This window comes from Nitrospinota bacterium (assembly GCA_016208975.1).
In the GTDB taxonomy this organism is placed as follows: Bacteria; Nitrospinota_A; UBA7883; order UBA7883; family JACRLM01; genus JACQXA01.
The window spans coordinates 1,842,780-1,868,526 of record JACQXA010000004.1 but is presented as its reverse complement, the minus strand read 5'-3'; the positions used below and the strand labels follow the sequence as shown (position 1 = coordinate 1,868,526).

The window sequence follows — 25,747 nt, the reverse complement described above, 5'->3', positions numbered from 1 at the left end:
ATAAAACGTCAGCCCCTCTCACCGGAACTAAATGCTCTCTTTCCTCTGTTTTATGATGGTTGCGCTCATGTTCTTGCGCCACCGCTCCAGCTTCTCCTCGGACAGCCTCACCAGACGCAGAATCTCCGTAAGGTCGTCGAACGGCTTTAAAATATAATCCGACGCGCCGAACTCCAGCGACTTCATTGTTTTCTCAAACGTCGAGTAGGCGGTCATCATGATCACCTGGATCGAAAAATCCACCGCCTTGGCCCTCTGAAGCGTCTCCAGCCCGTCCATCTCAGGCATGTTTATGTCCAGCAGGACTATGTTGTATTTGGAGCTTTTCAGCTTTTCAAGGGCGTCCTTGCCGTTTTCGGCGGAGTCCACCGAGTAGCCTTCCATTTTAAGGTAGGCTGTAAGGGATTTGCGTATCCCCTCTTCGTCATCCACTATGAGTACATTAATGGACATTATCTTCAAAACCTATTAATTTGGTTTTCAAATTATAGCAACTTCAGGCAATCCTGCGCCGCGATGTCAGTTCATCCCGATGACGCCGGAAACGTCCAGTATCAGCCCCACGCGCCCATCGCCCAAAATTGTCCCCCCGGATATGCCCGGAAGCCCTTTGAACCTTCTGCCAAGGCTTTTAATAACCACCTGTTGCTGGCCCAAAAGGTCGTCCACCATCAGGCCGTATTCCTTCTCGTCGCTTTCCACTATGATCACCAGCCCCTCCCACGGGTTCATGCACTGGGCGTCTTTCACCTTCAGAATGTTGTGGAGCCGTATTAGGGGCAACAGCCTGCCCCGGATGTTTATCATCTCCCCCTCCCGCCTCACGGTGGATATCTCCTCCAGCCTGGGCCGGATGGATTCCCGGATGGACACGGTGGGGATGATGAACCGCTCCCCCCCGATCCTTACGATCATCCCGTCCACAATGGCCATGGTAAGCGGGAGCTTTATTGTGAATGTGGAGCCGGAGCCGGGCTTGCTCGTAATCTCCACCTTGCCGCCCATCTTGTCTATGTTGGAGCGCACCACGTCCATCCCCACGCCCCGGCCGGATACGTCGGTCACCTTTGCGGCGGTGGAGAAACCGGGAAGGAAAACCAGGTTGAAAATTTCCGGCTCCGAAAGCTCCATGCCATCCTTGACAAGCCCTTTCTCCGCGGCTTTTTTAAGTATCCTGTCCTTGTCCAGCCCTTTGCCGTCGTCCTTCACCTCGATGTAAACGTTTCCGCCCCGGTGGTAAGCAGACAGCCAAACGTTCCCAACCCCGCTTTTGCCCGCGGCCCGCCGGTCCTCCGGGGCCTCCACCCCATGGTCCATGGAGTTGCGGAGAAGATGGACCAGAGGATCGTTGAGTTCCTCTATGATGGTCTTGTCTATTTCCGTCTCCTCCCCGGAAAGATGGAAAGCCACCTGCTTGCCCATCTTTTTGGAAAGGTCACGGATAAGCCTGCTCATCTTCTGGAACGTCTGCTTTAGCTGTACCATGCGCAGGCCCATCACGTGGTCCTGGATGTTCTTGGTTATCTTCCCCAGGTTCAGCACGTTCTTCTGGAACGCCCGGTTTGCTTCCTCCTGCAGAACCCGGTCTTGCGCCACGATGGACTGGGAGATCACCAGTTCCCCCACCAGCTCCAGCAGGCTGTCGAGCTTTTCGGTATCCACTTTTAAGGCGGTGACAACGGCCTTCTTGCGTTTCTCCTCCTGCTCGTGCAACGCTTCGCCCAGGGCTTTTTCGTCCACGGCGCCCATGTGCACGAGAATTTCGCCCAGGGGTTTCTGGCTGTGGAGGGCCTCTTCCAACTGCTCCGGTGATATGGCGTGTTTATGGACCAGTATGTCGCCAAGCTTTTCGGCCTCAACCTGTTCCCCAGTCATTCCCTCTTCCGGCGAGGGGGGCGGCGGCGCGGCCTCCTGCTTGCGCTGGGTAAGGGCCGAAAGCACTCTCAACAAACCGCTTATCTCATATCGGGGGATATCCAGCGACGCGTCGGGCATGGAGCCCTTGGCTTTCTGGCAACTGGAAGAAAGCCCCTCATTCACCAACTTTATGACATCGGCGGTTTTAAGGAACGCGTCTATCATTTCCTGTGTGCAATAGGCTGTCTTCTTGCGAAGCCTGTCCATGAGCGATTCGGCCTCATGGCACAGCACGTTTATGGTGTTTATCCCAAGGAACCCGGCCGCGCCTTTCAAACTGTGGATGGCGCGGAAAAGGTTGTTTACTATTTCATCGCTCTCGGGGCTTGCCTCAAGCTCCAGCAGGTCGTTCTCCACATTGGCCACCGTCTCCTGCGCCTCGGCCACAAACTCGGTGTAAAGCAGGAGGTCGTCGTCACTGGCCACTTTCACCGTGTCCACCCCGGCCGGTGTCACCGGGCCGATTTTCTCAACGGGTTTGGCCGCTGGGGATGGCTGAGGAGGCGGGGGCGCGGTCTTGGGCGGTTCTGGCGCCGCAGGAGCAGGTTGCGCCGTTGGAGCGGCTTGCGGGCCGCCAAGAAAACCGGCAATGTCCCCGGAAATGCGCAAGGCTTCCCTGGCAACTTCGCCGCTGGTCTCTATTTTTTCCAGCGCGGCAAGAAGGGCTTTGATGCCGCTGGTTGAAAGGTTTATGGCCTTCTGCCCTTCGTCAAGCCCTTCCAGCAGGGCTTTCTCGTATATTCTCCCCACGGAGGCCGCCAGGCCGCACACCGCTTCGTCATATCCGCCGCCCTTGAGCTCCGTCGTCAGCGATTCCATCTCCACCAGGATGTCCGCAACGGCCTTCTTGTCCCCAAGGTCCGGCTCCAGCATGGTAACGCCGGAGGCTACTTTATCCAGCCTTTGGCGGATAGGGTCCGCCGGGGCCGATGGGGCTTCCTCAGGGAGTTCCTTGGGCTCCATGTCAAAGCCTGCGAAAAGGTCTTCTTCCCCGGACCCCTCACCCCCTTCGGAAGCGGAAAGCTCCTCCTCCTTTTCAGCGTGGCCTGCTGGCTTGGAAGGCGCGGCGGGTGGCGGGTTGATTCCGTAAAATTCAGACAAAACGTTTACTATCTGGTCCGATTCGGCGTCTGCCTGTTGGGGTTGTTTTTCCCCTTTTAGCGCCGCCTGAATGGTGATAACCCCGTTTTTGGTACATTCAATGCCCGGCCCTCCGTCGGGGATGGTTTCCATTAGGAACTTTTCGTATAACACCGTAAGGGCGTCCGCAAGACGGGCTACTTTGGGAGAAGCGGACGAACGGATATCCGGCGCGATTTTCTCCAGGGCAAGCATTACATCGGAGATGGTTTTTTTATCGGTCAAATCGGGGTTGAGGGATGTCACCGCGGAGGAAATCTCCAGCAGTGTCTCCAGAAGTTCCCGCATTCCGTTGGATGTCAACGCTTATCATCCTCTGAATTAAAGCCAGAACCATACTCCGCCCGCCCAAGCCGGAACGCCGTGGCGATACAGCGGTGAAGCTTTTTAAGCACGGATGATTTTACCATCATTCCGCATCTAAATCCTTATGTTTGCTGGTGTAGTGGCAATTTTAAATGGAAATAAAATGTTTCGGGATGGATTGGCTTAAAACCCGGGCTCCTTCCGGTGTGGCCAACGCCATATCCTCGATTCTTACCCCTCCTTTGCCGGGGATGTAAATGCCGGGCTCCACCGTGAATACCATGCCGGTTTCCACCGGAATGTCCTCCCGCCAGGAAACCGGGGGACGCTCATGGATTGCAAGCCCCACCCCATGCCCCGTGCCATGGCCGAAGTTCGGGCCGTACCCTGCTTTGGTTATGATATCCCGGGCTACAGCGTCCACCGCTTTTACGCTCACGCCGGGCCGGATGGAATCCAGCGCCGCCTGGTTGGCCTCCAGCGTTATCCGGTAAATCTCCTCCAGCTCCTTGTCCACCTTGCCGAGAGCCATGGTGCGGGTATTGTCCGAATGATAGCCCCAGGCTTTGGCGCCCCAGTCCACCGTTACAAGCTCTCCGGCCGACAGTGTCTTTTCAGAAGCCACACCGTGCGGCATGGCGCCGCGCCAGCCAGAAGCCACGATAAAATCGAACGCGGGCCCCTCGGCGCCCTCCTGTCTTAACAAATGCTCCAGCTCCACGGCGATATCCCGCTCTTTGGCGCCGGGCCTGATGAGCCGGAGGGCATGGGGGAACACCCTGGCCTGCATGTCCACAATGGCCTGCAAAGCCTCCACTTCCGCTTCGTCTTTTATTAGCCTGAGACGCTCCACAAGCCCTTTTGACGGTTTTAACGCCGCATCCTTAAAAGAGCTTTTCATCTCCTCCGCTTTGGACCATGCCAGATGGTCCGCCTCGAAATGGAGAGTGGGCGCTTTCCCTGAAGAAAGTGTTCGGGCCAGGTCGGCGTTAAGGTCCTTGCTTTCAATGATTGGCAGAGGGCTTACCTGCTCCCTGGCCTGGGACATGTACCGGAAATCGGTAAAGAAATAAAATTGCCCATCCATCGCCAGCAAGGTCCCCGCGGTGCCGGAGAAACCTGAGAGGTAGCGCACGTTGGGCAAATGGGTGACCACCAGCGCGGGGACATCCTCTTTCTCCATAAGAGCCAGAAGTTTTTCCCGGCGCGCCTCCAGGTAAGGGGCGAACTTATCCCGGTCTTCTATTATCATTTTCCAAGCCCCTGATACTTACAAGCCCGCCGCGGCGCGCAGGGCTAACACATAACTTTGCGGGCCGAACCCCAGCACCGCCCCTACGGCCACATCCGTCACATAGGAGTGATGGCGAAAAGGCTCCCGTTTGAAGATGTTGGAAAGATGCGTCTCAATAACCGGCAGGCCAGCGGCCAGAAGAGCGTCCCGGATGGCCACCGATGTGTGGGTGTAAGCTCCTGGATTTATTATTATGCAATCGGCCTCGGCGGGGGCTTTCTGGATCATGTCCACAATTTCCCCCTCATGGTTGGATTGCCGGATTACCACAGCAAGCCCGAGCCGCCCGGCCTCTTCCCCGATAAGCTTGTTGAGCCCGTCAAAATCCATGTCTCCGTAAATTGATGGTTCCCTTTTGCCCAGCATGTTCAGGTTTGGGCCGTGAATTATCAGCGCTCTTTTAGCCATTGGTTTTCCCCTTGCCTGTTCCGGCGGTTTTCTTTTTCGATATGCTGGTCAAGATATTCTCCAGTCTAAAAAGGGCCATCTGGTTTCCCGGCCCTTGTTCCAAGGCCGCTTCCACCGGAGCCTGCGGAGGCTGATTATCCAAAACTTCCAGCGGAGGGCCGTCCACTTCCGCGTCCCCTTGTTCCAACGCTTCCAGTTCCGCGAATACTTCGTCCGCGTCTATATCCTCAAACTCATCCGCCAGGACGGAAACCGGAATGGAATCCACCTTTTCTTCAACCGCTTCCGGCTCGACTATTACATCGCCTGGGATATCCGTCTCCGGCTCAATCATGGGCGCCGGTTCCGGCTCCGGAAGCTTGTCCTGCTTGACCGGGGCTTGCGAGGAAGCCACAACAGGCGTCTCTATAAAATAGTCCTCAATAGCCGCCGGACGATCAAGCTTTGCGATGGCCTCGTATTTCCCCGCTAACCGCTGTACCGCAGGAACGTCCGGGTAATAATTCGACAACGCTGAAGATATGCGGGCGGCCTGCTCAAGCCTCCCTTCATCTTCGTAAATGGAGCATAGCAGTTTTACGGCGGCGGAGGAGTCCGGCCATTGTTCCACCACGTCCTCAAGAATGGCTCTCGCCTGCCCATGTTCGCCCGACGCGTACTTGAGACCGGCCAGCATTATCTTCCCCGCCCGGCTGTTGGGCAATGCCGCAAGCCCGGACTCCAGCGTGTCCACAGCCTCCGAGGACCGGCCAGCGTTCACCAGAGCGTCCGCCAGGGGTACATACATATATGAATACGGGTTCTTTTTGTACCGCGAGGCATAAACACCCGCAAGTTTCTCCCAATACTCAAGGCTCCCTTTCCAGCGCCCCGCCCCGGTTTCGGCCATGCTCTCCCCGTGAAATTCCACCTATCCCCTTAATTATTGCCACCCTTCAGCGGACGGTCAACCAAAAGCGGCTTTTTATTCATTATTGGCCGCTGGCCTCTTTTAAACTATCGCCGCCTTGACACCCGGTAATCGCGGTTTTATATCCCACCACGAAGACGAAAACCGCCCGGCTTGACTAACCGGCGATGCGGTTTTATCTGGACAACAGGAAAGTCAACGTTGTTGAAAGGAGGTTATCCGCCATGTTGCTGACCAGAATGAACAGAAGCGAACATCCTTTGGCCGATTTCGACCCATTTGCTTCCCTGTCCCTTTTTAACGAGTTGTGGCCTTCTTCGCTGATCCAGTCCGAAGCTATCTATATGCCCGCCATGGACGTGGCAGAGACAGACAAGGAATACAAGGTACGGCTGGAGGCGCCGGGCATGAGCAAGGAGGACATCAAGGTGGAGTTCGAAAACTCCATCCTCACCATCTCCGGCGAAAAGAAACAGGAGGAAGAGGAGAGGACAGAGAAAACCCACAGGGTTGAACGGCGGTACGGCGCTTTCACCCGGTCGCTCCGGTTCTCCGATGTGGATCAGGAGAAGATCTCCGCCACCTGCAAGGACGGGGTGCTGTCGGTAACTGTGCCGAAAACCGGTAAAGCCCTTCCCAAAAAGATAAGCATCGAATAGACGTAAAGGACGTTGCGCCAGGTTTCTCCCCTTGCCTCGGCGTTAGCTTAAAACAGGCCCGGAAGCCCACCCGGGCCTGTTTTTTATTCCCGTTCCCGTGGATTAAGGCTTTGGTCAAAAGAAGCATTTTTTTTGCGCATACCATGGCTATTTCCTTTACAATGCCTGCTAATCGGGAGTTTTCCGGCTCCATCCAGGGCTTTAGCCTGTTAACAAATATAGAAGGGTAAAGATGAAAAGAGCGTTGGGGTTTATCACGGTTTTGGGCGTTGTGGCCTTATTGTCCGGGTGTAGCGGCTCTGGTTCTTCCGGGTCGGACAGCGCTGGCCCTTCCCTTCCAGTCCCAACAACTGTCACAGTCGCCGAAGGGGACAGCCAGATAACCCTTAATTGGGACACCATGACAGGAGCCACTTCATACAACGTTTACTGGAGCCTGGCTTCAGACGTGACAAAATCCTCCAGCAGGCTGGCGGGGATAGCCGGGAATTCGTATTCCATCACGGGCCTTGCCAATAACACGGTTTACTATTTCGCGGTCACCGCCATGTACCCGGAAGGGGAAAGCGAGGTCTCAGCCATAGTGTCCGCCACGCCCAGGGTTCCGGTTCCGGACGCCCTTTCCCGGTTAAGCCTTTCCTCCATCGCTGGGCAGGTCACGTTGAGTTGGGACTCCGTTGACAGGGCCACGACATACAACATTTACTGGAACAACACCGGCGGGGTGACCGCTTTGGACAACCGCATTTCGTCCCTCACTTCCACCTCCACCACCCACACCGGGTTGACTACGGGCACGCCCTATTTTTACAGGGTCGCCGCTTCCAACGATTCCGGCGAGGGCCCCCTTTCCGCCGAGTTTTCGGTAATCATGCGGGATCCGTCCATCTCGGCCCCGGCGGGCATTTCCATGGAATACGACAACACGGGTCAACTTACCCTGGTGTGGAGCGCGGTGTCCACCGCCCAGTCTTACAACCTTTACTACAACAACTCCGGCAACGTCACCATCCAGGACAGCAGGATAGTTATGAACTCGGCGCTGACATACAGCCTGTCGGGCCTCAACGCCACACTGCCCTATTTCTTCATGGTGACAGCCTTTAACACCGGAGCGGAGAGCGATCCTACCATACAGGTGGGGATAAGCCTCAATCCTTAGCGGATTCGGGCCTGGGGGCCAGCGCGCCCAACAGCGCGGGCCCTTCATGGGCGCCGGTGATGGAGGACATGTCCAACGGCTCCCCCACGGCGGCGTAATGGGCCAGCAGGGCCATTAGCGCCCCTTCAATCCATTGGGCCGGGGCGCCCAGGTCATCGGACGTTCTCACCTTTATGCCCTTCAACAGCGCTGAAATCCTTCCGGCCAGATACCTGTTTTTGGCGCCGCCGCCGCATAATACCAGCATGTCCGTTGGCCTGCCCAGGCGGCCGAGCTTGATTATTTCCCCAGCTATGGACCGGGCCGTCAATTCTGTGATGGTGGCCACCGCGTTACTGTCCCACCGGAGGGGGGCTCCGGCGGTAGCGAAAAAAACATCGCCCCCGAACATCTCCCTTCCCGTGGACTTGGGCGCTTTCCGCCGGAAGTAGGGGAACCGGAGCCATCGCTGTAAAAGCGCTTCGTCCACTTCGCCCCGGGCGGCGATGCGCCCGTTTTTGTCGAACCCTCCGGCGCCCATCCTTCCCACGGCGTAATCCATAAGCATGTTGCCCGGCCCGGTGTCGTACGCTATGAGCTTCTTCACGCTTTTGGCCCCGGCGGGGATATGGGTGATGTTGGCGACGCCGCCGAGGTTCACCACGCTCACGTTCTCCCGGGCCGATCCGAACAGCGGCAGATGGATAACCGGAGCCAGTGGCGCCCCCTGCCCGCCCCGGGCCATGTCCGCGGAGCGGAAATCACTCCACACAGGAAGTTTTGCGCGGGCGGCTATCAGGGCGGAAGAGCTTATCTGAAGCGTTGCGCCCAACTGGGGCATGTGGCGTATTGTCTGCCCATGGGAGCCGATGGCGGCGAGCTTTATGCCAGCGAGCGCCGGATGTTTCATAAGTTTAAGCGCCGCTTTGGCGAACAACTCGCCCAATTCGGCGTTCAAAGCGCAAACTTCCCCGGCGGAACCATCGGGCCCCGCGACTTTGAACAGCCGTTCTTTAAGTTTTTCCGGATAACCGCATGCGGCGTGGGCCAGTAGTTTTATCCGGAGCGGGGCATTCTTCCCTGCGGCAATTTCGCAGGCCACGGCGTCCACCCCATCCATGGAGGTGCCAGACATAAGCCCGATATAATGGGGCATTTATTCAGCCCCTCTTCTTCGAGAGGCCCTTAAACTCTGTCGCCACCCGCGTCATAAGGCCGGGATCCGCCAGCAGGTCATACACCGTCATGGCCATGGCTCCGGCCATGCCCATCATCGCCTTGGCGCCATGGCCGGACATGACCGCCGCAAGGAAATTCCTGGAATGGTTAATATCGTCCCGTCCGCCAATGGCGTATTCGGGGTGGAGAGTTGGAACCACCTGGCTGAGGTTGCCTATGTCCGAGGAACCTATTTCGTCGGTCTCCGAGAACCCGTCCTCGGCGACACCCAATGCGGCCATGTTCTTCCTGAACGCATCCCCCATGGGGTAGCTGGGATAGAACGGATCGTAGGCGAAAGCCCGCTCTTTCACCGATACCGTGCAACCGGCGGCTTTCGCCGCGCCCCTGGCGCACTCCACAACCTTCCGCTTAAGCGCCGCGAAATACTCTTTGTCCAGCGCGCGCACATAGAACCGCATCTCAACCTTCTCGGGTATTATGTTCGGCGCGTCGCCGCCATGGGTGAATATCCCGTGTACCCGGGCCTCGTCTTTAATCTGCTGGCGGAGCGCCGAGACGGCGTTGTAAAAAACCACCCCCGCGTCCAGTGCGTTCACCCCGTCATGCGGAAACGCCGCCGCGTGGGCCGCCTTGCCGCGGAAGGAGAAACCCAGGTCCGCTATGGCGTACATGCGGGCCACCACCCGGGTCTTGTTGCTTGGATGGGTCATGATGGCCGCGTCCACATTTTTAAAAACGCCTTTTTCTATCAGGCGTATCTTCCCTCCGCCACCCTCCTCGGCGGGCGTCCCTATGACCATGAGCTCGCCAGGATGGTCCGGCGCGGCCTGGATTATCCCTGTGGCGGCGGCGCAGGCGGAAGCGGCTATCATGCTGTGTCCGCAGGCGTGGCCCAGCTCCGGCAGGGCGTCATACTCCGCCAGGATGGCTATCCTCGGCCCTGGACCCTTGCCCTTGTGGGTGGCCACAAAAGCCGTTTCCATCCCCCCGGCCGGGGTTGTAACTTTAAAGCCCCTGGCGGCAAGATACCCGCTAACAAGCTTGCAGGCGCGTTTTTCCTCGTAGCAAAGCTCCGGATTGTCGAATATTTCCTTGTTGATGGAGTGCGCGTCCTTCGCCAGGGCCGCCACCGCCGAGGCGATGGCTTTCTTTTTCTCCGGAATTGGATTGGCCATGTTTCAGCCCTTAGATTAAAGGTTTCGAAGTATCCGCAGGTAGCTTAGCTCCTGGGGTATGTCCCGGTCTTCGCAGTAATTGTTCTCCGCCAGTATCTTAAGGTCGTCCAGCGCGCGCCTGTCCCCCTCGAACACCACCGTGTTGAGTGAATGGTCGGCCACGGCGCCTCCGGCCTGAAGCAGGTCCAGCACCGACCGGCAATCGTATTTTTCCCCATTCACCAGCATGAATACGTCGGTGCCGTGCTCCTGCACCACCAGCGAAACGTATGTTGCCGGGCGGGCGTGGAACCCCTGGGGTTTCGGAATGGGCAATTCATATGATATGGGTTTGACGAAGGAGGTAAGTATGCGCTCCGCAACCTTTACCCCTTCCCCCAGGTATTTCCCGGAGAACCGCAGGCCGAAGTTGAGGATGATGTTTAATAACTCCTCGTCGGGAGCGATGGAGGCTATGCGCTCTTTCAACTGGCTCTTGCGGTTGTCGCTCTCGTGCCGCTCGTAAAAATGGGCCAGCCACCTTAAAAAATCGAAAAGGTGCATGGGGATGGCGGTGAGCCCCCGAAGGCGGTTGGCCCGCTCGTCGTGCTTCCATACCTTGCCACCCTTGATGTACGTGTCATACTCGCTCTGGATGCTGTGCAGGCGGGTCTCAAACTCCGCGAACAGGGTTTCGTTCAGCCTGGACGGTATTATCTCGCCCAGGGAGGCGGCTTTCACTTTCCGGTCCAGCCTGCTTTCGCGGAACGCGCGAACCGCTTTCCTGTAAGACTGGGCTATGGAGATGAGTCGTTCGTCCTCCTCCAGGGTGTCTTCCCCGTCGGTAAGGGTGTATGGCAGTTGCGGGGTCACTTTCAGGTCCCACTGCCCGGTGGCCATGGGTTTTGTGAAAATGCTCACACCCTGGGACGCGGCCTCTTCCACCAGCGTCTGGTAAAACCTGTTGAACACCGCCGAGAACCTCTCCAGCGTCTTGTAGGCGCTGTCCTGGAACTCCCGGCTTAACTGGGTGCTTTCTCCGGCCAGGTAGTCTGAATACCTGTCCAGCACGTGATAAAGGTGGAACCCGGCCATGGCGAAGTTCCGCACACAAGCCACCAGCTCCGCGAACCCGAACCAGCGTTTGTTGGAGCGGGCGCCATGATCGTCCAGGAAACCCTCCAGCCGCTCAGCCTCCTGAAGCAGGGTGAAATAATAGAGCTTGTTGACGCTCATGGTCTCATCCTGGTGCACGGAAAGAATCGCCATGAAATTCTGGCATTTCTCCTGCACCAGGGGAAGGAACTCTTCCTCATTGATGATGGGCGTTAGGGATCTGCTTGTTTCCATTCCGCAACTGGGGTTTAAACCACGTGTAATGGCTGGTTTCGCGCTAAGATTGTGGATAATATCCAAAAGCTCGGGTCCAGTCAACCGCGGTTGAACCGGCCCCGGCCATCTGACATAATAAACCGCCGATGAAAAATTTCTTAAACTCCTACGTGGCCCCGCCAGTGGCTTTCCTGCTTATCTGGCTGATAAGCGTCACCCTCCGGCTTTTTGTCGAGGGAGGGGAGCGGGAATCCGCCTTGCTGGGCCAGGGAAAGAACTATTCACTGGTATTCTGGCACGGCAGGCTGTTCTACCTTCCATATTATTACAGGAAAACCGCCGGACGGTTCCGTATTTTAGCCAGCCCCAGCGTGGACGGCGAGATTATAGCCCGGACGCTGAAGCTGTTCGGGTTCGGCGTGGTGCGGGGCTCTTCATTCAAAGGCGCGGCGAAAGCCTTGCTGGCCTTGGCCCGGAGCGCGTCGGACGGATATTGCCCAGTGCTGATAGCCGACGGCTCCCGAGGCCCCATTTACAATCTTCAACCGGGCGCATTGTTGATCTCAAAACTTTCCGGCGCTCCCGCTTTGCCGGTCACGGTCTCTTTCTCAAGTTACTGGACCCTGCCCACATGGGACAAATTGATGATCCCAAAACCTTTCTCCAAGGTGGTGGTGATCTACGGAACACCGGTGACGCTCTCACGGGACTGTGGCGAAGATGCCCTGGAGAAAGCCCGGCTTGACATGGAGGCCGACATGACAGCCATCACCCAACGGGCCGACGGCTATTTTAAAGAACCTAGAACATGACCGCTTACACAATTTACAACATCGGCCTCTTGGCGTCGCTTCCCCTGGCGGCGCCCTATATTGGCTGGAGGCTTCTCACCAGGCCGGAGTACCGGCAGGATTTCTTTCAGCGGTTAGGTTTCAGGACGCCGGTTAGCGGGAAAAGATGCATATGGATCCACGCGGTCTCGGTGGGGGAGACTCTGGCGGCGGAGCCTTTGATACGCCTGCTTTCGGAAAAGGCGCCCCACATACCCATAACCCTTACGGTAAGCACCCCCACGGGGCGGAAAGTGGCGGAGGAAAAGCTGGCCAGCATGGCGCGGATACTATGGTTCCCCTACGATTTTCCCGGTTCGGCCCGGCGCGCAGTTTCCGCCATAAATCCTTCGGCGCTGGTGATGATCGACACGGAAATCTGGCCCAACGTGATCAAAGAGGTGAAAGCCCATGGGGGCAAGGTGGCGCTGGTGAACGGCCGCATTTCAGACCGGTCGTATCCACGGTACAAGAAGGCCCGATGGTTGTTAAAATCTGCCTTGGCCCGGATGGATTTGTTCCTCATGCAAGGCGAAGAGGACGCCAGGCGTTTAAAAGATCTGGGCGCCGGTGACGCAAAGGTTTCCGTGGCCGGTAATTTAAAATTCGACAAGCCCCACCAGCCGTTGGACGGGCGCGGGCGGGATGAGCTGAAAATGTCTTTAGGCCTAAACCGTATGGAGAAGGTTATCTTCCTCGGCAGTATCCACCAGGGGGAGGAGGCCGCAATCCGCGCCGCTTTTTCTGCGGCGGAACGGGCGGGAGGCGCACGGGTTGTCATCGCCCCCAGGCGGGTGGACGATTTGGGATGGATTGAGCGCTCCATTCCGGCGGAATACAGGTTGGCCCGCCGGTCACAGGGGAAGCCTGCTGAATCCCCAGGGGTGATAAATGTGCCGGTGATAGACACGTTCGGCGAACTCTCCCGCCTGTACGCCGTTGCCGATGTGGCGTTCGTGGGCGGGAGCTTTATCTCCCGCGGCGGGCAAAACCCGCTGGAGCCCGCCGCCCATGGCGTACCTGTGGTGTTCGGCCCGAATATGGGCAATTTCAGGGACGCCGCCGCTATCCTTCTAAACTCCGGTGGCGCCCATGTGGCGGCCACGGAAGATGAAATCATCGCAAAATTTGTGAACCTTTTAGCCGATGAGGCGGCCAGAGCCGAAGCCGGACGGAACGCCCAAAAGGCGGTAGAAGCCAACCGGGGCGCGGTGGGAAAAGCGGTTGACGCCATTTTGGAGCTTGTAAAATGACCCAACCTTCATTGACATTGGGCCAGGCCGCGCGGCTTGTCTCACTGGCTGGATTTCCCGAAAGCCAGCTTGAGATAATCCCCCTGGCCGGGGACGCTTCCACCAGAAGATACTACCGGGTCGTCCATCCCAACGGTTCGGTGGTGATAATGCAGACGCCGGAAAAAGGGCAGACGGCGCATTTTATGGCCATGACTTCCCTTATGAACGAACTGGCGGTGGACACTCCAAAAATCCTCGGCGGCGATGGGCCGTTCCTTGTACTGGAAGACCTTGGGGACAACCTTCTTCAAAACCATATTTCCGCAATGGCGGAAGATGAACTGGAAGCTGAGTACAGCCGCATCCTGCATGACCTTGTGAGGTTCCAGCTTAACGCCAACCGCCTGGACAATAAAAACCTGCCGCCTTACATACTTGCCTTCGATGTGGAGAAACTTACCTGGGAGGTGGAGTTCGCCAACACCCATTTTGTTGGCGGGCATCTGGGGTTTGAGATGTCCGTTTCCATGCGTAATGATTTCATGGCCGAATGGAAGATGGTTATAGAAGACCTGGCCGGGCGGATGGAAACCCTTGCCCACCGGGACCTGCATTGCCGGAACATAATGGCCGTGGAAAAACGCCGGGTGTGGATAGATTACCAGGACGCCCGCATGGGCCGGATGCTGTACGACCTGGCTTCGCTTCTGTACGACCCATACGCCGGGCTGTCGCCTAATCTTGTTAACAGGCTTGGGGATATTTATTACGACGCTCTTAAAACCTCCGGGGCGGCTCTGTGGCCCAAAGACAGATTTATGGAACTTCTGGAGTTTTCAACGCTTCAAAGGATTTACAAAGCGCTGGGCACTTATGGTTATCAAACATCAGTCCGGGGCGTGTCAACTTATGTTCCATACATAGCGCCCTCCATGAAAACGCTTCTGGAAGTTTCGCGGGGGAGTTTAAGGGCCGGAAAGATTGCGGGAATGCTCAAGGAAATTTTTTCCGCCGCCAAAGAGTCGCGCGGCGCTGTTTAGCCGGTCACTTTTTATTCAGCGGGCCAAGTTTCACCACCAGGTTGTCTGTCAGCCTTTTGCCACCGATGAACACCGCCGCGTATATCATGGCCGAAGGCCCCGAAACCTCTTCCCTCAACGTTTCCGCATCCACCACCGCGGTGAAATCCACCCTGGCCTTCGGCTCTTTTTCTATTAGCTTCTCAAGCTCCATCCCCAAAGCGCGGTAATCGGCATAACCGGATTTCAGTTTTTTCCCAATAGCCTTTATGGCGTCTGGTATCACCACAGCCGCTTTGCGCTCCTCTGGTGTCAGCAGGCTGTTGCGGGAGGATAAAGCGAGCCCGTCTTTGGCCCTGCGGGTGGCCACGGCCCTTATCTCCACGGGGATGTTCAGGTCCTTGACGAACCTTTTTATTATGGCCAGCTGATGCGCGTCCTTCTTGCCGAAATACGCCGTGTCGGGCTGGACGATATTCAACAATTTCACCACCACCGTGACCACGCCACGATAGTGCCAGCGGATAGCGCCCCCTTCAAGCCTGCCGGTGAGGTCCATCACCTCCGCCCGGGTGTCAAACCCTTCTGGATACATTTCCTCCACGCCGGGGGAAAATAGATAGTCAACCCCGTTCTTGTCGCAAATGGCCGCATCGCGGGCTTCGTCCCGGGGATACCGGCCGAAAGCTTTTTTCCGGAACTGGAGCGGATTTACAAACCGGGAGACCACCACCACGTCGTTATCGCGCATGGCGGCGGCAATCAGCGCCTCATGCCCCTCGTGCAGGAAGCCAAGCGTTGGCACGAAACCTATCCTTCCGCCTTTGGCCCGCTCGGCCCGGACGGCATCCCTCATTTTGGAGATGTGGTGGAATGTCTTCATTGCGGTGTTTGACTCAGGCCGTTTCCACCCGGTCGCCACCGGCCTTTTTAGCGCGGTACATGGCCGCGTCGGCCCGCTCCAGAAAAGAGTCCATATCCTCGCCGGGATTGAAGATGGCCACACCAAGGCTTATGGTCCTGTAATCCTCCCGGCCACCGGCCCCAACCTTGAACCTTTTTTGTGAGAATCCCTGACGTATCCTGTCGGCCACGATGACCGCCTGCCTGGTCCCGGCCCCCGGCAGGATAACGGTAAACTCCTCGCCTCCGTAACGGAACCCCATGTCCACATGGGAGCGGATGGAGCCGCGTATTATCCCGCCAAGTGCGGCCAGCAACTGGTCCCCCTCCACGTGGCCGTATGTATCGTTAAAGCTTTTGAACTTGTCGATATCGGCGAACAGCAGAGAAAGCGGGGCTCCCACCCTTTGGGCGCGGGTCATCTCGTCGGCCAGCCTGTCGATGAAATGCCGTTTGTTGTAAAGCTGTGTAAGGTTGTCTGTAATGGTAAGCTCCCTCAGGCGCTCCTCCATGTCCTTAAGATAGGTGATGTCCTCTATCACCTCCACAATGGAGCGTTTTCCATCCATGTCTGTAATGGGCGAGTGGGTGAGCAGATAACTCCTGCCGTTGGGGCCTTTCACCTCCATGTTCACCACCCCCTCCATTTTGCCGGTTTCGCAACCGGCGCAAGGCTCTTTAAAGGTGGATACCACGCTGTAACAAGGCGCGCCGTAAGCGGCTTCGCCGAAGGTGTCCCGCATGACGCGGTTCATGAAGGTGATGCGGTGGCTTGAATCCACGATGCAAACCGAGGCCCCCATCCCGTTCATAATGGCGTTCAGCTTGTTGCGCTCGACTTTTAATAGCTCTTCGGCTTCTTTCCTGTCGGTGATGTCCACCACCACGAACACCAGGCCCACCACCGCCCATGCCGAATCCAGCAGTGGGGATATGGAGAGGCTGAAATACTTCCTGGCCCCGCCGATGGTTAATTCGTATTCCCGTTTGTAAAGCCCGTCGGTGGCCTCGCTCCCCCGGCCCGCTATCCCGCGGCAAACCTCCCGCATCATCTCCCGGTCTCCCTCTGGCAGTAAAGAGATGATGTCCCTGCCTGTCAGATCATCCCGCCTCAGGGATACGCCCAGTTTCTCCGCCTGCTTGTCCCACTCGGCGTTCACAGAATCCACAAGGAAATCCAGCCCGGTGGTGAGGATTATGCGCTGGGTGGAGTCTATCACCGCGTGATAGTAGTCCCGCATTTTCCTGATCTCGTCAGTTTTACGCTCCACCTCGGCGCCAAGCTCCACGTTCCAGTTCTCTATCCTGCGGAAAGAACGCTCCATCTGCCCGGCCATGTGGTTGAAGTTTTCGGCCAGCTTGCCTATCTCGTCTTTCTGGCGGATGTCCACCCGTTCCTCCAGCTTTCCGAGGGTCACCTCCCTCATGGCCGAAAGCACCTTTTCCAATGGCCGCGCCACCCTGAAGTTGATATAGGCGGCTATCATGAAGATCAGCAGGGCCATAAGCGCCAGGATCTTGAACGACTCCTCTTTAAGGTTGGCCAGGCTTGCTTTCATCCCGGCGTTGGAGACGCTTACAACTATGAGCCCCAGCGTGGCCCCGTCCGGAACCGGCCGGCCGGAACCGTCCGCCATGGCATGGCATGATCCGCAACCCTTTTCGGACTTCACCGGGTTTACCTGATGGAAATATTCCGCCGACTCCCAGGTTCGCCGCGCTCCGTCTTTCAGCGACGCCTCCTCCTCGGGACTCATGGGGCTCCCATCTGGATGGATGCCGTATTGTCTGTTTATCGAATCGCCGCGCACCATCCGGGCGCGGGCGCCCTGCAACCCGGTGTTTACGTTGTCCACGTATTCCCCGATAATGGCTCCGCCCTGGGGTGTGTTGAGGATGAAGGTATTGAAACTGGCCACAAGGCTTTGCGCCAAACGAGCCGCGTCTTTCCTGCTGGCGCTCACAAGCTCGTCCCGGAGCGCGTCATAATAGGCGTAAATGGATAGCGCCATGACGGCGAAGAATACCAGGCCTATGCCAACAATCTTCGCGGATAACCGTTCATGCCAAAGCAACATCTCGTTAATACGCTTATGGTCGTTTATTCGTGGGTTTTCAAACATTTGCAATTATAACCCGCAAAACGGGGAGTGAAACAGATTATGCGCGCTTTCCACCATGATGGCCGTAAAACGCCGGTAGTGTCTCAGTTTGAAAATACAGGGGAGATTCTTCACTTACGCTCAGAATGACAATATAAAAGCCGTTGATAACATTGTCATCCTGAGCGAAGCGCAAGCGAAGTGAAGGATCTGTCTGTTATTTGAGATTCAAACTGAGACACCACCAAAACGCCGGTACTCTTGGGCCGGGGCGGGCCATGTGGCACAATAGAAAGATGTCCGGAAAAGAAGAAATAAAAATCGCCCGCACGGCGGGTTTTTGCTGGGGTGTCAAGAGGGCCATGGATATCGCCATGGACACCGCCAATAATGCCGATGGGCCCGTGTACACCCACGGCCCGCTTATCCATAACCCCCAGGTGATAGAGACCCTGGAGGGTAAGGACATCTTCGCGCTGGAAGACGCCACCACGCTGGATCACGGCACGGTAATCATCCGCACCCACGGCGTTACCCCCCAGGTGCGCCGGAGACTGAAAGAAAAAGGACTGACCATTAACGACGCCACCTGCCCGCTGGTGGCAAAGGTGCAAGGCATAATCAAAAAGCACGCGGCTAAAGGTTTCTCCACCATTATCATCGGCGACCTGGGCCATGCGGAGGTTGTGGGGCTGTTGGGATTCGCCGATGGGAAGGGGCACGTCGTCGCAAGGGTGGAGGAAGTTGCCGGTTTGCCTCAAATGGACAGCGTATGCGTGGTGGCGCAAACCACCTGCGATATAACCAAATATAAAGCCATTGTGGAGGCCATACAGGCACGGTTCCCCAACGCCGACATCACTAACACCATCTGCGACGCTACAGATGAGCGGCAGAACGAGGTTTTAAGGCTTGCCGGGGAGGTGGACCTTTTAATTGTGGTAGGCGGAAAAAGCTCCGCCAACACCGCAAGGCTTGCGGCCATTGCCCGGGAAACGGGCGTGGGCGTATCACTGGTGGAAACCGAAACGGAGCTGGATCCGGCCGAAATCCTTAAATACCAAAGGATAGGCATCACCGCAGGAGCCTCCACGCCGACCTGGATGATAGAACGGGTCCGCGACCGAGTGGCCGGAATCCGCGAAGGCAGGAAAGGGCCGGCGCGGGGGCTGTTGGCCCGGCTGGCGGAGGCGTGGGTGGTAAGCAACCTGCACCTTGGCGCGGGCGCGGGCCTTTTAACGCTGGCCAACGCCATGCTGGCAGGTTACGAGCCCGGATGGCGCCCGGCGGCGGTGGCGGCCATGTATATATTCTCCATGCACGTGTTAAACCAGTTGAACGACTTGCAGACCTTCAAGCACAATGAGCCGGAAAAAACCCGGTTCTATCAACGCTGGGGCCGGTTGATGGGTGTTCTGGCGGGCCTTTCGGCGGTGATGGGGCTGGCTTTGGCGGCGTACTTGGATGCAAGCGCGGCGCTAATATACACCATGGCGACCTTCATGGGACTTGCGTACACCGTAAAATGGTTCCCGAAAACCAGAATCATCCGCATCCACAGGCTTAAGGATATACCAGCCTCAAAGGACATTTTCGCGGGATTGGGCTGGGCCGCTGTGACTGTGGCCATGCCCGCCATGTCGGCGCCGGGGGATGTAAGTTTTCCGGCCGCCGCAGTGGCCTTCGTGTTCGCTTTTACCATGGTTTACATCCGGTCCGTATTGTCAGACATCAGGGACATTCGGGGCGACAGAGTAGTTGGAAGAGAAACAATCCCCATACTCATAGGTATCACTGGCTCAAAAACATTCCTGGCGATGGTAACCACGGGGCTTGCATGCATGTTGGTTTCGGCGGCATACTCGGGGCTGGTGGGCCCATTTGCCTACGCGCTATTGCTATCCATAGGCTACACTGCCATGTACTTGTGGCTATACCACCGCCGGACTATAGACCGCGGGCTGGCTTTTGACCTGGTGGTGGATGGCGTATTTCATTTCACCGGATTGCTGGCCATCACGTGGCTTTTGATATCCTGATCGTTAACATGAAGTTTTGAAAGGGGTTTTGGTGGATTTAAAGGTCATATCATCCGTATTCATTACGATTTTCCTGGCGGAACTGGGAGACAAAACCCAGCTGGCCACGCTGGCGTTCTCATCGGGCGAGAGTTCCAGGTGGAGCGTGTTTATTGGCTCTGCCACAGCCCTTATAGCAACCTCCGCCATCGCCACAGTGTTTGGAAGCGTCCTTTCGCAATACTTGCCACCGGCGTTCTTGCACCGGGGGGCTGGGATCCTTTTCATAGTATTCGGCGTCATGTATCTAATAAAACCGTAGGAGAGGTGAATATGAAAGTGTCCATAACATATTGCCGCCAGTGAAACTACCTTCCACGCGCCGCCAGTCTGGCGGACGAATTGAAGGCGAAACTGGGTATTATTCCGGAAATGACCGCCGGATCTGGCGGGATTTTTGACGTTCATGCCGATGGGGAGCTTGTTTTCTCCAAATATGAGGCAGGCAGGTTCCCGGATAATGCCGAAATAGTGGAAAAACTTTCCGCCTTGGGGAAAAGTTAAAAACCTGGCGCCGCGGCGCCAGGTTTTTAACACTTTTAAGCCGGTTATTGGGTTTTCAACCCCTATCACCCATGATTGCTGTACCCGGGCGCAAAAAGCCTTTAAATCACCTTCACCACTGTTGACAAATTACGTCGCCTTTTGTCTTAATTTAGTCCACCTTTTTTGGAGGCTCTTACTTCTAAAACCAGCGGCAAAGTATCAACCCATTGTAAAACCGGCAATTTATGTAATGGCGCCGCTTATGCAAAATATTTTTTCAGTTATATAAATTTCCCGGTTCGCCGATAAGTTTGTTAGCTAAGGAGATGAAGGCCATGAGAACCACGGAGCTGACACTGAAAGACAGGATGCGGCATGTGTTCAATCCGCTTCATGTCTATTGTTCGCTCTCCTGGGTTTTGCGCAAGAGAACGGCCATACTCACCGCCCGGCTATATGAAAAGAGCATTTACAGCCATCTGTTCGCTGAAGAGTGACCCCCACGCAAGCGGCCCGGAAAACACCCCTTTTCCTGGGCCGCCCCCCCTTTCCCGCGCGCAAACCTTAAAGCTTAAACCGCGCCAAGCTTTGTTGGCCGCAACAAACCGCCAGCGGCTAAAATCCTGGTAAGTTCCATGGCGGTCTTGGGTGGGCTGTAAAGGTAGCCTTGAACCTCTTCACATCCATTCCGCCTTACAAACTCCAACTGTTCTTCAGTTTCAACCCCTTCGGCCACCACCTGTAACTCCAGCCGCTTGGCCATGTGGATTATGGCCGACACTATGGCGGCGTCGTCCGGATCGTTTATGACATCCTTAATAAAACTCCTGTCTATCTTTAGGTAGTCTATGGGGAATTTTTTCAGGTAGCTTAACGATGAATATCCGGTACCGAAATCGTCTATGGATATTTTCACCCCCATGTCCTTGAGTTTTCGCAGGATGGATATTGCCGAGTCCACCTCCCCCATCACCACGCTCTCGGTAAGCTCTATGTTCAGATAGGCAGGCTCCAGCCCCGCGCGGGACAGAATGGTCTCTATTGTGCGGTTCAAATCCTTCTTCCTGAACTGGACTGCCGAAAGGTTTACCGCTATGGTCAGGTCCTTATACCCCGCCTCCCTCCACCTTCGGTTCTGTTCGCAGGCGGTTTCCATCACCCATTCGCCTATGGGGGCGATTAGGCCGGTCTCTTCCGCCAGGGGTATGAACTCCGCTGGCGGTATAAGCCCCCTCATCGGGTGGTTCCAGCGCGCCAGCGCCTCCATGCCGGTAATTTCCCCCGTGGCCAGAGACACCTTGGGCTGGTAATGCACAAGGAAACCGCCCCGTTCTATTGCCTTTCGAAGGTCGGCCTCCAGAGAAAGTTTCTCGAAGCTTTTGACGTTCATGGAGGATGTATAGAGCTGATAGGTGTTCCTGCCAGAATCCTTGGCCCGGCGCATGGCTATCTCGGCGTTTTTTATGAGAGTCGGCGAGTCGGATCCGTCGGCGGGATAAATGGCGCCGCCCGCGCTGGTGGTTATATATAGCTCGTGTCCCTCCAGGTCGAATGGTTCTGAAACCGCGCGAAGGATTTTCAATATCATCTTTACCGCGTCCTGCTCGGTCTGGATGTCCTCCTGGATAAGAGCGAACTCGTCCCCGCCGAAACGGGCCAGGGTGTCTCCCTCCCTGACGATGTTGAGTAAACGCTGGGCGGCTCTTTGCAAGAGGATGTCCCCTTTGTTATGCCCCAAGGTCTCGTTTATGTTCTTGAGCCGGTCCAAACCAAAAAAGAGGACAGCCAGTTTCTTTTCTGTCCTGTGGGCGTATCCTATGGACTGGGTAAGCCTGTCGCTGAATAACACTTTGTTGGGCAAGGCCGTAAGGGCATCGTGATAAGCCTGGTATTCAATCTTTTCTTCGCTCTTCTTTATCTGGCTTATGTCGTGGAAGACCGAAACAAACTTGGTTATCCGGCCATTCATGTCCTTGATTGCGGTTATGGTGAGCTTTTCAGGATACGCCTCCCGGTTTTTCCTCCGGTTCCAGATTTCCCCCTGCCACGCGCCGTCTTTTAAGAGAGCCCCCCACAACTCTTTGTAGAATTGGTTGTCGTGACGGTCCGACTTGAGTATTCGAGGAGTCTTGCCCACCAGTTCTTCCTGGCTATACCCTGTGATTTCTGTGGCCGCCGGGTTGGCGAATTCTATTACCCCTCTGGGATCGGTCACCAAAACCCCTTCTATCGCATTGGCGAACACGTTGGTGGCCAGGAGCAAAAGGTCTTCTGCTTGCCGCAAATAGGTGACATCCTGCACCGCTCCAATAAGGCGCGCGGCCTGGCCGGGCCGGGCGGCCTCCAACTCCCCGTATTCATACACAACCCCGGTGGAGCCATCGGGGCGGACTATCTTGTACTCCATGCTGATGGAACGGTTTTGCTCCGCCTGCGCCCGGGCTTTCTCCACCGCTTCCTTGTCGTCGGGATGCACTCTGGCCATCATTATTTCACGGGTAAGAGGGCCGTTCCCGGCGCCAAGGCCGAAAATATCCAGGGTCTCCTCTGACACTGAATAGACCCCCGAGCCCAAATCCAGTTCCCACGCCCCAAGCCGCGCCATTTTCTGAGCCCTTGAAAGCCTGCTTTCACTTTTCAAAAGAGCGTCTTCCGCCAGGGCCTGCCGCCTGATTATGCGGTAGAGTATCCCCAGCCCAACCACGAGAGTAATAAACCATATGCCCACCACAAGGCCGAACTGCTGGTTTTTCCACTCCAACTCCACCCTGGTCAGCTCGTACAAGGCGCTTTCAAGCCCGGCGGCGTCGTTTTGCGCCGAATTTAAAAGCTCCGCGAATTTTAAGGATGCTCCCTTCTCATCCGCCGAGCCTCGAACAGCCCACCATCCAAGCGCGGCTCCGCTGAGTTCCTCGATTTTCCCATCCAGCTCGGCAAGCCTTCTTTTTATGGCCGGATCGTGGACTTCCGCCCCATCAGGGCTGTCCACGCTTTTCACGGAAAGGCGCAAGTGTCTTTTGGCGTCGGTGAAGTTTGTGAAAGCGTTTTTCAGCGTTTCCGCCGAACCCGCAGGCGCCGCCTCTTCAACAAGCAGTGCTCCTTTGTAGATGTCCGCCCTGGCCAGGGTAAGCCCATTGAGCAACGGCCCGTTTTCCTGCATGGCCGCGCGCCACGAGAAATGGTGGAATGCCAGCAAGGCAAGGAACAGCATGGCGGTAACCACAGCCCCGGTAAGAATCAGCTCCATTCTCACCGCATGGTTTTTCTTTTCTGACATGCTACGCCGCCGGTTAATTTCCAGTATGTGTTTTCAAAGGGCTGACAAGGGTTAAGGCTTCAGAAAAAAGGCCCCTTCTCCAATTGCCGAAAGCGCCGTCGCAATATGGCAAAGGATCTGCCTTCTCTAAAGTTGTCATTAAAATACATTTTACTACACCCTGCGACCCAGTAAAACATTGCCATTTCCCTTTGGAGAACCCCCACCCCATTTGCGCGCTGGAGGCATGGGGGTATGCGGGGAGGCTAACTCTTTGAACCTTCGCTCTCAACTCCCTTTGTAACGCCAGCTTCCGCCTCCGGCTTATCCGACGCTACGGACGCTTCGTTGAGGATTTCCATGTTCCGCTTTAAATAATCCATCCCCCGGATCGCGGTGAACCAGTAAACCGCCAGCGCCGCCCATCCGGAAAGGGAGTGGATGATAAGCGGGGCTTTTCGGGCGTCGAACGCCGCGCCAAGGACAGGCGTTGCCATCAACAGCGCTATTGCGGCGATTATCAATGGAAACAGCTGTTTCTTGAAGCTTCTGGTTTCATAATACGAGTCGCGGTTTACAAGGCCCCGCTTTGCGACGTCTTTGACCGCCGAGCCGGTGGCGATAAAGTAAAACATGAGTATGGAAAGCCCGAGGATCGCCGCCAGCGGAGTGACCACTCCTATGACCACATGGGTTGAAATGGAAACAATACCCAAATGCGCCATATAACCCATCACCAGCGATGCGGTGAGGGCTATGGCGCAAAGAATACCGAAGATGTTCAGGAATCCAGCCACTGTAACGCCTTTCGCCTTTGGGAACCACCGGTGGAAAAAGCCGGAAAAAGCGGGCGCCATCAAGACGCCCGCCGTAAAATCCTGGGGAAAACCGGTTACCGTTTCCCTTTGGAGAACCGCCCCTCCCACTGTACGCCGGAGGCGTTGGGGTCTGTGGGGATGTTCAGCTCATAGTTGAAACTGTCCGTAAGATACTCGTGGATATGGGCGGCGGCGTTCTTGGCCTGCCCCATGGCCAGTATCACAGTGGAGCCGCCGGTGATGGCGTCGCCCCCGGCGAACACGCCTTTTTTGGATGTGTGGCAGGTCTGCTGGTCCACCATGATGATGCCCCACTTGTTGACGCGCAGGTCCGGCGTGACCGACGGGATAATGGGGTTCACGTCACAACCCAGGGAAAAGACCACCGTATCTATCTCGTCCACAAAATACTCGCCGGTGGCCACGGGTTTCCTGCGGCCAGACTCGTCCGGTTCGGAGAGGACCATCTTCTCGCACTTGATGGCTTTCACGAAGTTGTTCTCGTCGCCTATGAACTCCACCGGGCTGGAGAGCCATTTGAAGTTAATGAACTCCTGTTCGGCGTGCTCCAGCTCCTCGGTGCGGGCCGGGGCCTCGTCCCGGGAGCGCCGGTAGAAACAGGTCACATCCGCCCCCAGCCGTTTGCCGGTGCGAAGCACGTCCATAGCAGTGTTTCCCGCCCCTATCACCGCCATTTTATTTCCCTGGAATATGGGTGTGGGATACTCCGGGAACTGGTTGGCGTGCATAAGGTATATGCGGGTGAGGTACTCGTTGGCGGAATAAATGCCGTTGAGGTTTTCCCCCTTGATGCCCAGCATTTTCGGCAAACCGGCTCCGGTGCCTATGAACACCGCGTCGAACCCCTCTTTTTCCATGAGGTCGTCTATGGTGAGGATCTTGCCTATGATCATGTTATAGACGAACTCCACCCCCATCTCTTCCAAAAGCTTCAGGTCTTCGTCTATTATCTCCAGCGGCAGGCGGAACCTGGGTATGCCGTAAACCATAACGCCGCCGCCCCTGTGGAACGCCTCGAACACAGTCACCTCGTGCCCGCGAACGCGAAGCTCATAAGCGCAGGTGAGCCCCGACGGGCCCGAACCAACCACCGCCACCCTTTTGCCGGTGGAGGGGGGGATGGCCGGCATCCGGTCCAGATGATGCTGGCGCTCGTAATCGGCCACGAACCGCTCCAGGTTGCCGATGCCTACGGGGCTGTTTTTCTTGCCCACAACGCACACCGCCTCGCACTGTTTGTCCTGGGGGCAAACCCGGCCGCAGGCGGCTGGCAGGAAGTTTTTCTCGCGGATCTTTTTCGCGGCGGCGGCCACATCCCCTTCTTCCACCAGTTTAATGAAGGCGGGTATGTCTATACCCACGGGGCATCCCTCCACGCACTCGGGTTTCTTGCACTGGATGCACCGGCCAGCCTCGTCCATCGCCTGTTCAAGCGCAAAGCCCATGGGCACTTCGTCCCAGTTGTGAACGCGCTCTTCCGCCTTGTTCAAAGGCATGTGGTTGCGCGGTTTTTTCATCCGCTCTTTCTGGGAAAGCCCTTTTTTCTCTTCGGCCAT

At 56.5% G+C, this 25,747-nt stretch carries 22 protein-coding genes; 9 read left to right on the top strand and 13 right to left on the bottom strand.

Annotated features, from left to right (window positions below; translation table 11 throughout):
• Positions 1-27: 27 nt before the first annotated feature.
• From HY751_12675 to HY751_12655, 5 genes are all read right to left on the bottom strand, one after another.
• Positions 28-453, bottom strand: a complete 426-nt coding sequence (locus tag HY751_12675; GenBank protein ID MBI4667249.1) for a response regulator — start codon at positions 451-453, stop codon at positions 28-30.
• A gap of 66 nt (positions 454-519) precedes the next feature.
• Positions 520-3,360: a chemotaxis protein CheA gene (locus HY751_12670; protein ID MBI4667248.1), complete on the bottom strand. Its 2,841-nt coding sequence runs from the start codon at positions 3,358-3,360 to the stop codon at positions 520-522.
• Positions 3,361-3,511: 151 nt separating this feature from the next.
• Positions 3,512-4,615: an aminopeptidase P family protein gene (locus HY751_12665; protein ID MBI4667247.1), complete on the bottom strand. Its 1,104-nt coding sequence runs from the start codon at positions 4,613-4,615 to the stop codon at positions 3,512-3,514.
• Between the two features lie 18 nt (positions 4,616-4,633).
• Positions 4,634-5,065, bottom strand: coding sequence for a type II 3-dehydroquinate dehydratase (gene aroQ / locus HY751_12660; GenBank protein MBI4667246.1), 432 nt, complete (start codon positions 5,063-5,065; stop codon positions 4,634-4,636).
• Positions 5,058-5,975, bottom strand: coding sequence for a tetratricopeptide repeat protein (locus HY751_12655; protein MBI4667245.1), 918 nt, complete (start codon positions 5,973-5,975; stop codon positions 5,058-5,060). Before HY751_12655 ends, aroQ begins: the two co-directional genes overlap by 8 nt.
• 224 nt (positions 5,976-6,199) lie before the next feature.
• On the opposite strand from HY751_12655, the gene HY751_12650 reads away from it, so the two are divergent.
• Complete coding sequence (locus tag HY751_12650) at positions 6,200-6,634, top strand: Hsp20/alpha crystallin family protein (protein MBI4667244.1); 435 nt, start codon at positions 6,200-6,202, stop codon at positions 6,632-6,634.
• 232 nt (positions 6,635-6,866) lie between these two features.
• A complete protein-coding gene (locus HY751_12645; GenBank protein MBI4667243.1) occupies positions 6,867-7,796 on the top strand; it encodes a fibronectin type III domain-containing protein in 930 nt (309 codons plus the stop codon).
• On the opposite strand, the gene HY751_12640 is transcribed toward HY751_12645, so the two are convergent.
• Genes HY751_12640 through HY751_12630 form a run of 3 tightly spaced genes read right to left on the bottom strand, consistent with a single transcriptional unit; the run spans position 7,786 to position 11,461 of the window.
• A complete protein-coding gene (locus HY751_12640; GenBank protein MBI4667242.1) occupies positions 7,786-8,931 on the bottom strand; it encodes an anhydro-N-acetylmuramic acid kinase in 1,146 nt (381 codons plus the stop codon). The two genes, HY751_12645 and HY751_12640, sit on opposite strands and share 11 nt — an antisense overlap.
• Positions 8,932-8,935: 4 nt before the next feature.
• Positions 8,936-10,132, bottom strand: coding sequence for a M20 family metallopeptidase (locus tag HY751_12635; protein ID MBI4667241.1), 1,197 nt, complete (start codon positions 10,130-10,132; stop codon positions 8,936-8,938).
• Between the two features lie 15 nt (positions 10,133-10,147).
• Positions 10,148-11,461, bottom strand: coding sequence for an HPr family phosphocarrier protein (locus HY751_12630; GenBank protein MBI4667240.1), 1,314 nt, complete (start codon positions 11,459-11,461; stop codon positions 10,148-10,150).
• Between the two features lie 128 nt (positions 11,462-11,589).
• On the opposite strand from HY751_12630, the gene HY751_12625 reads away from it, so the two are divergent.
• The 3 genes from HY751_12625 to HY751_12615 are packed head-to-tail and all read left to right on the top strand — an operon-like array spanning position 11,590 to position 14,548.
• Entirely contained in the window at positions 11,590-12,255 is a 666-nt protein-coding gene (locus tag HY751_12625) for a lysophospholipid acyltransferase family protein (GenBank protein ID MBI4667239.1), read from the top strand.
• A complete protein-coding gene (locus HY751_12620) occupies positions 12,252-13,526 on the top strand; it encodes a 3-deoxy-D-manno-octulosonic acid transferase (protein ID MBI4667238.1) in 1,275 nt (424 codons plus the stop codon). Before HY751_12625 ends, HY751_12620 begins: the two co-directional genes overlap by 4 nt.
• Complete coding sequence (locus tag HY751_12615; GenBank protein MBI4667237.1) at positions 13,523-14,548, top strand: phosphotransferase; 1,026 nt, start codon at positions 13,523-13,525, stop codon at positions 14,546-14,548. Before HY751_12620 ends, HY751_12615 begins: the two co-directional genes overlap by 4 nt.
• Before the next feature lie 4 nt (positions 14,549-14,552).
• On the opposite strand, the gene HY751_12610 is transcribed toward HY751_12615, so the two are convergent.
• Both HY751_12610 and HY751_12605 read right to left on the bottom strand, forming a co-directional pair.
• Positions 14,553-15,410 carry a pantoate--beta-alanine ligase gene (locus HY751_12610; GenBank protein MBI4667236.1) on the bottom strand — a complete coding sequence of 286 codons (858 nt, stop codon included), beginning with the start codon at positions 15,408-15,410 and terminating at the stop codon, positions 14,553-14,555.
• 13 nt (positions 15,411-15,423) lie between these two features.
• Positions 15,424-17,553 carry a diguanylate cyclase gene (locus HY751_12605; GenBank protein MBI4667235.1) on the bottom strand — a complete coding sequence of 710 codons (2,130 nt, stop codon included), beginning with the start codon at positions 17,551-17,553 and terminating at the stop codon, positions 15,424-15,426.
• 257 nt (positions 17,554-17,810) lie between these two features.
• Here HY751_12605 and ispH point away from each other — a divergent pair, with 257 nt between their 5' ends.
• The 4 genes from ispH (at position 17,811) to HY751_12585 (ending at position 20,593) form a co-directional block, all read left to right on the top strand.
• Positions 17,811-19,571: a 4-hydroxy-3-methylbut-2-enyl diphosphate reductase gene (gene ispH / locus HY751_12600; protein ID MBI4667234.1), complete on the top strand. Its 1,761-nt coding sequence runs from the start codon at positions 17,811-17,813 to the stop codon at positions 19,569-19,571.
• A gap of 31 nt (positions 19,572-19,602) precedes the next feature.
• Positions 19,603-19,872: a TMEM165/GDT1 family protein gene (locus HY751_12595; protein ID MBI4667233.1), complete on the top strand. Its 270-nt coding sequence runs from the start codon at positions 19,603-19,605 to the stop codon at positions 19,870-19,872.
• 80 nt (positions 19,873-19,952) lie between these two features.
• On the top strand, positions 19,953-20,114 hold the full coding sequence (locus HY751_12590; GenBank protein ID MBI4667232.1) for a SelT/SelW/SelH family protein: 162 nt from the start codon (positions 19,953-19,955) through the stop codon (positions 20,112-20,114).
• Positions 20,115-20,431: 317 nt separating this feature from the next.
• A complete protein-coding gene (locus HY751_12585) occupies positions 20,432-20,593 on the top strand; it encodes a hypothetical protein (protein MBI4667231.1) in 162 nt (53 codons plus the stop codon).
• 74 nt (positions 20,594-20,667) lie between these two features.
• Here HY751_12585 and HY751_12580 read toward each other — a convergent pair whose 3' ends face one another.
• The 3 genes from HY751_12580 to gltA all read right to left on the bottom strand — a co-directional run bounded on the left by HY751_12580 (position 20,668) and on the right by gltA (position 25,747).
• Positions 20,668-23,373, bottom strand: a complete 2,706-nt coding sequence (locus HY751_12580; GenBank protein MBI4667230.1) for an EAL domain-containing protein — start codon at positions 23,371-23,373, stop codon at positions 20,668-20,670.
• 245 nt (positions 23,374-23,618) lie between these two features.
• Positions 23,619-24,209: a hypothetical protein gene (locus HY751_12575; protein ID MBI4667229.1), complete on the bottom strand. Its 591-nt coding sequence runs from the start codon at positions 24,207-24,209 to the stop codon at positions 23,619-23,621.
• 35 nt (positions 24,210-24,244) lie between these two features.
• Positions 24,245-25,747, bottom strand: coding sequence for an NADPH-dependent glutamate synthase (gltA, locus tag HY751_12570; protein ID MBI4667228.1), 1,503 nt, complete (start codon positions 25,745-25,747; stop codon positions 24,245-24,247).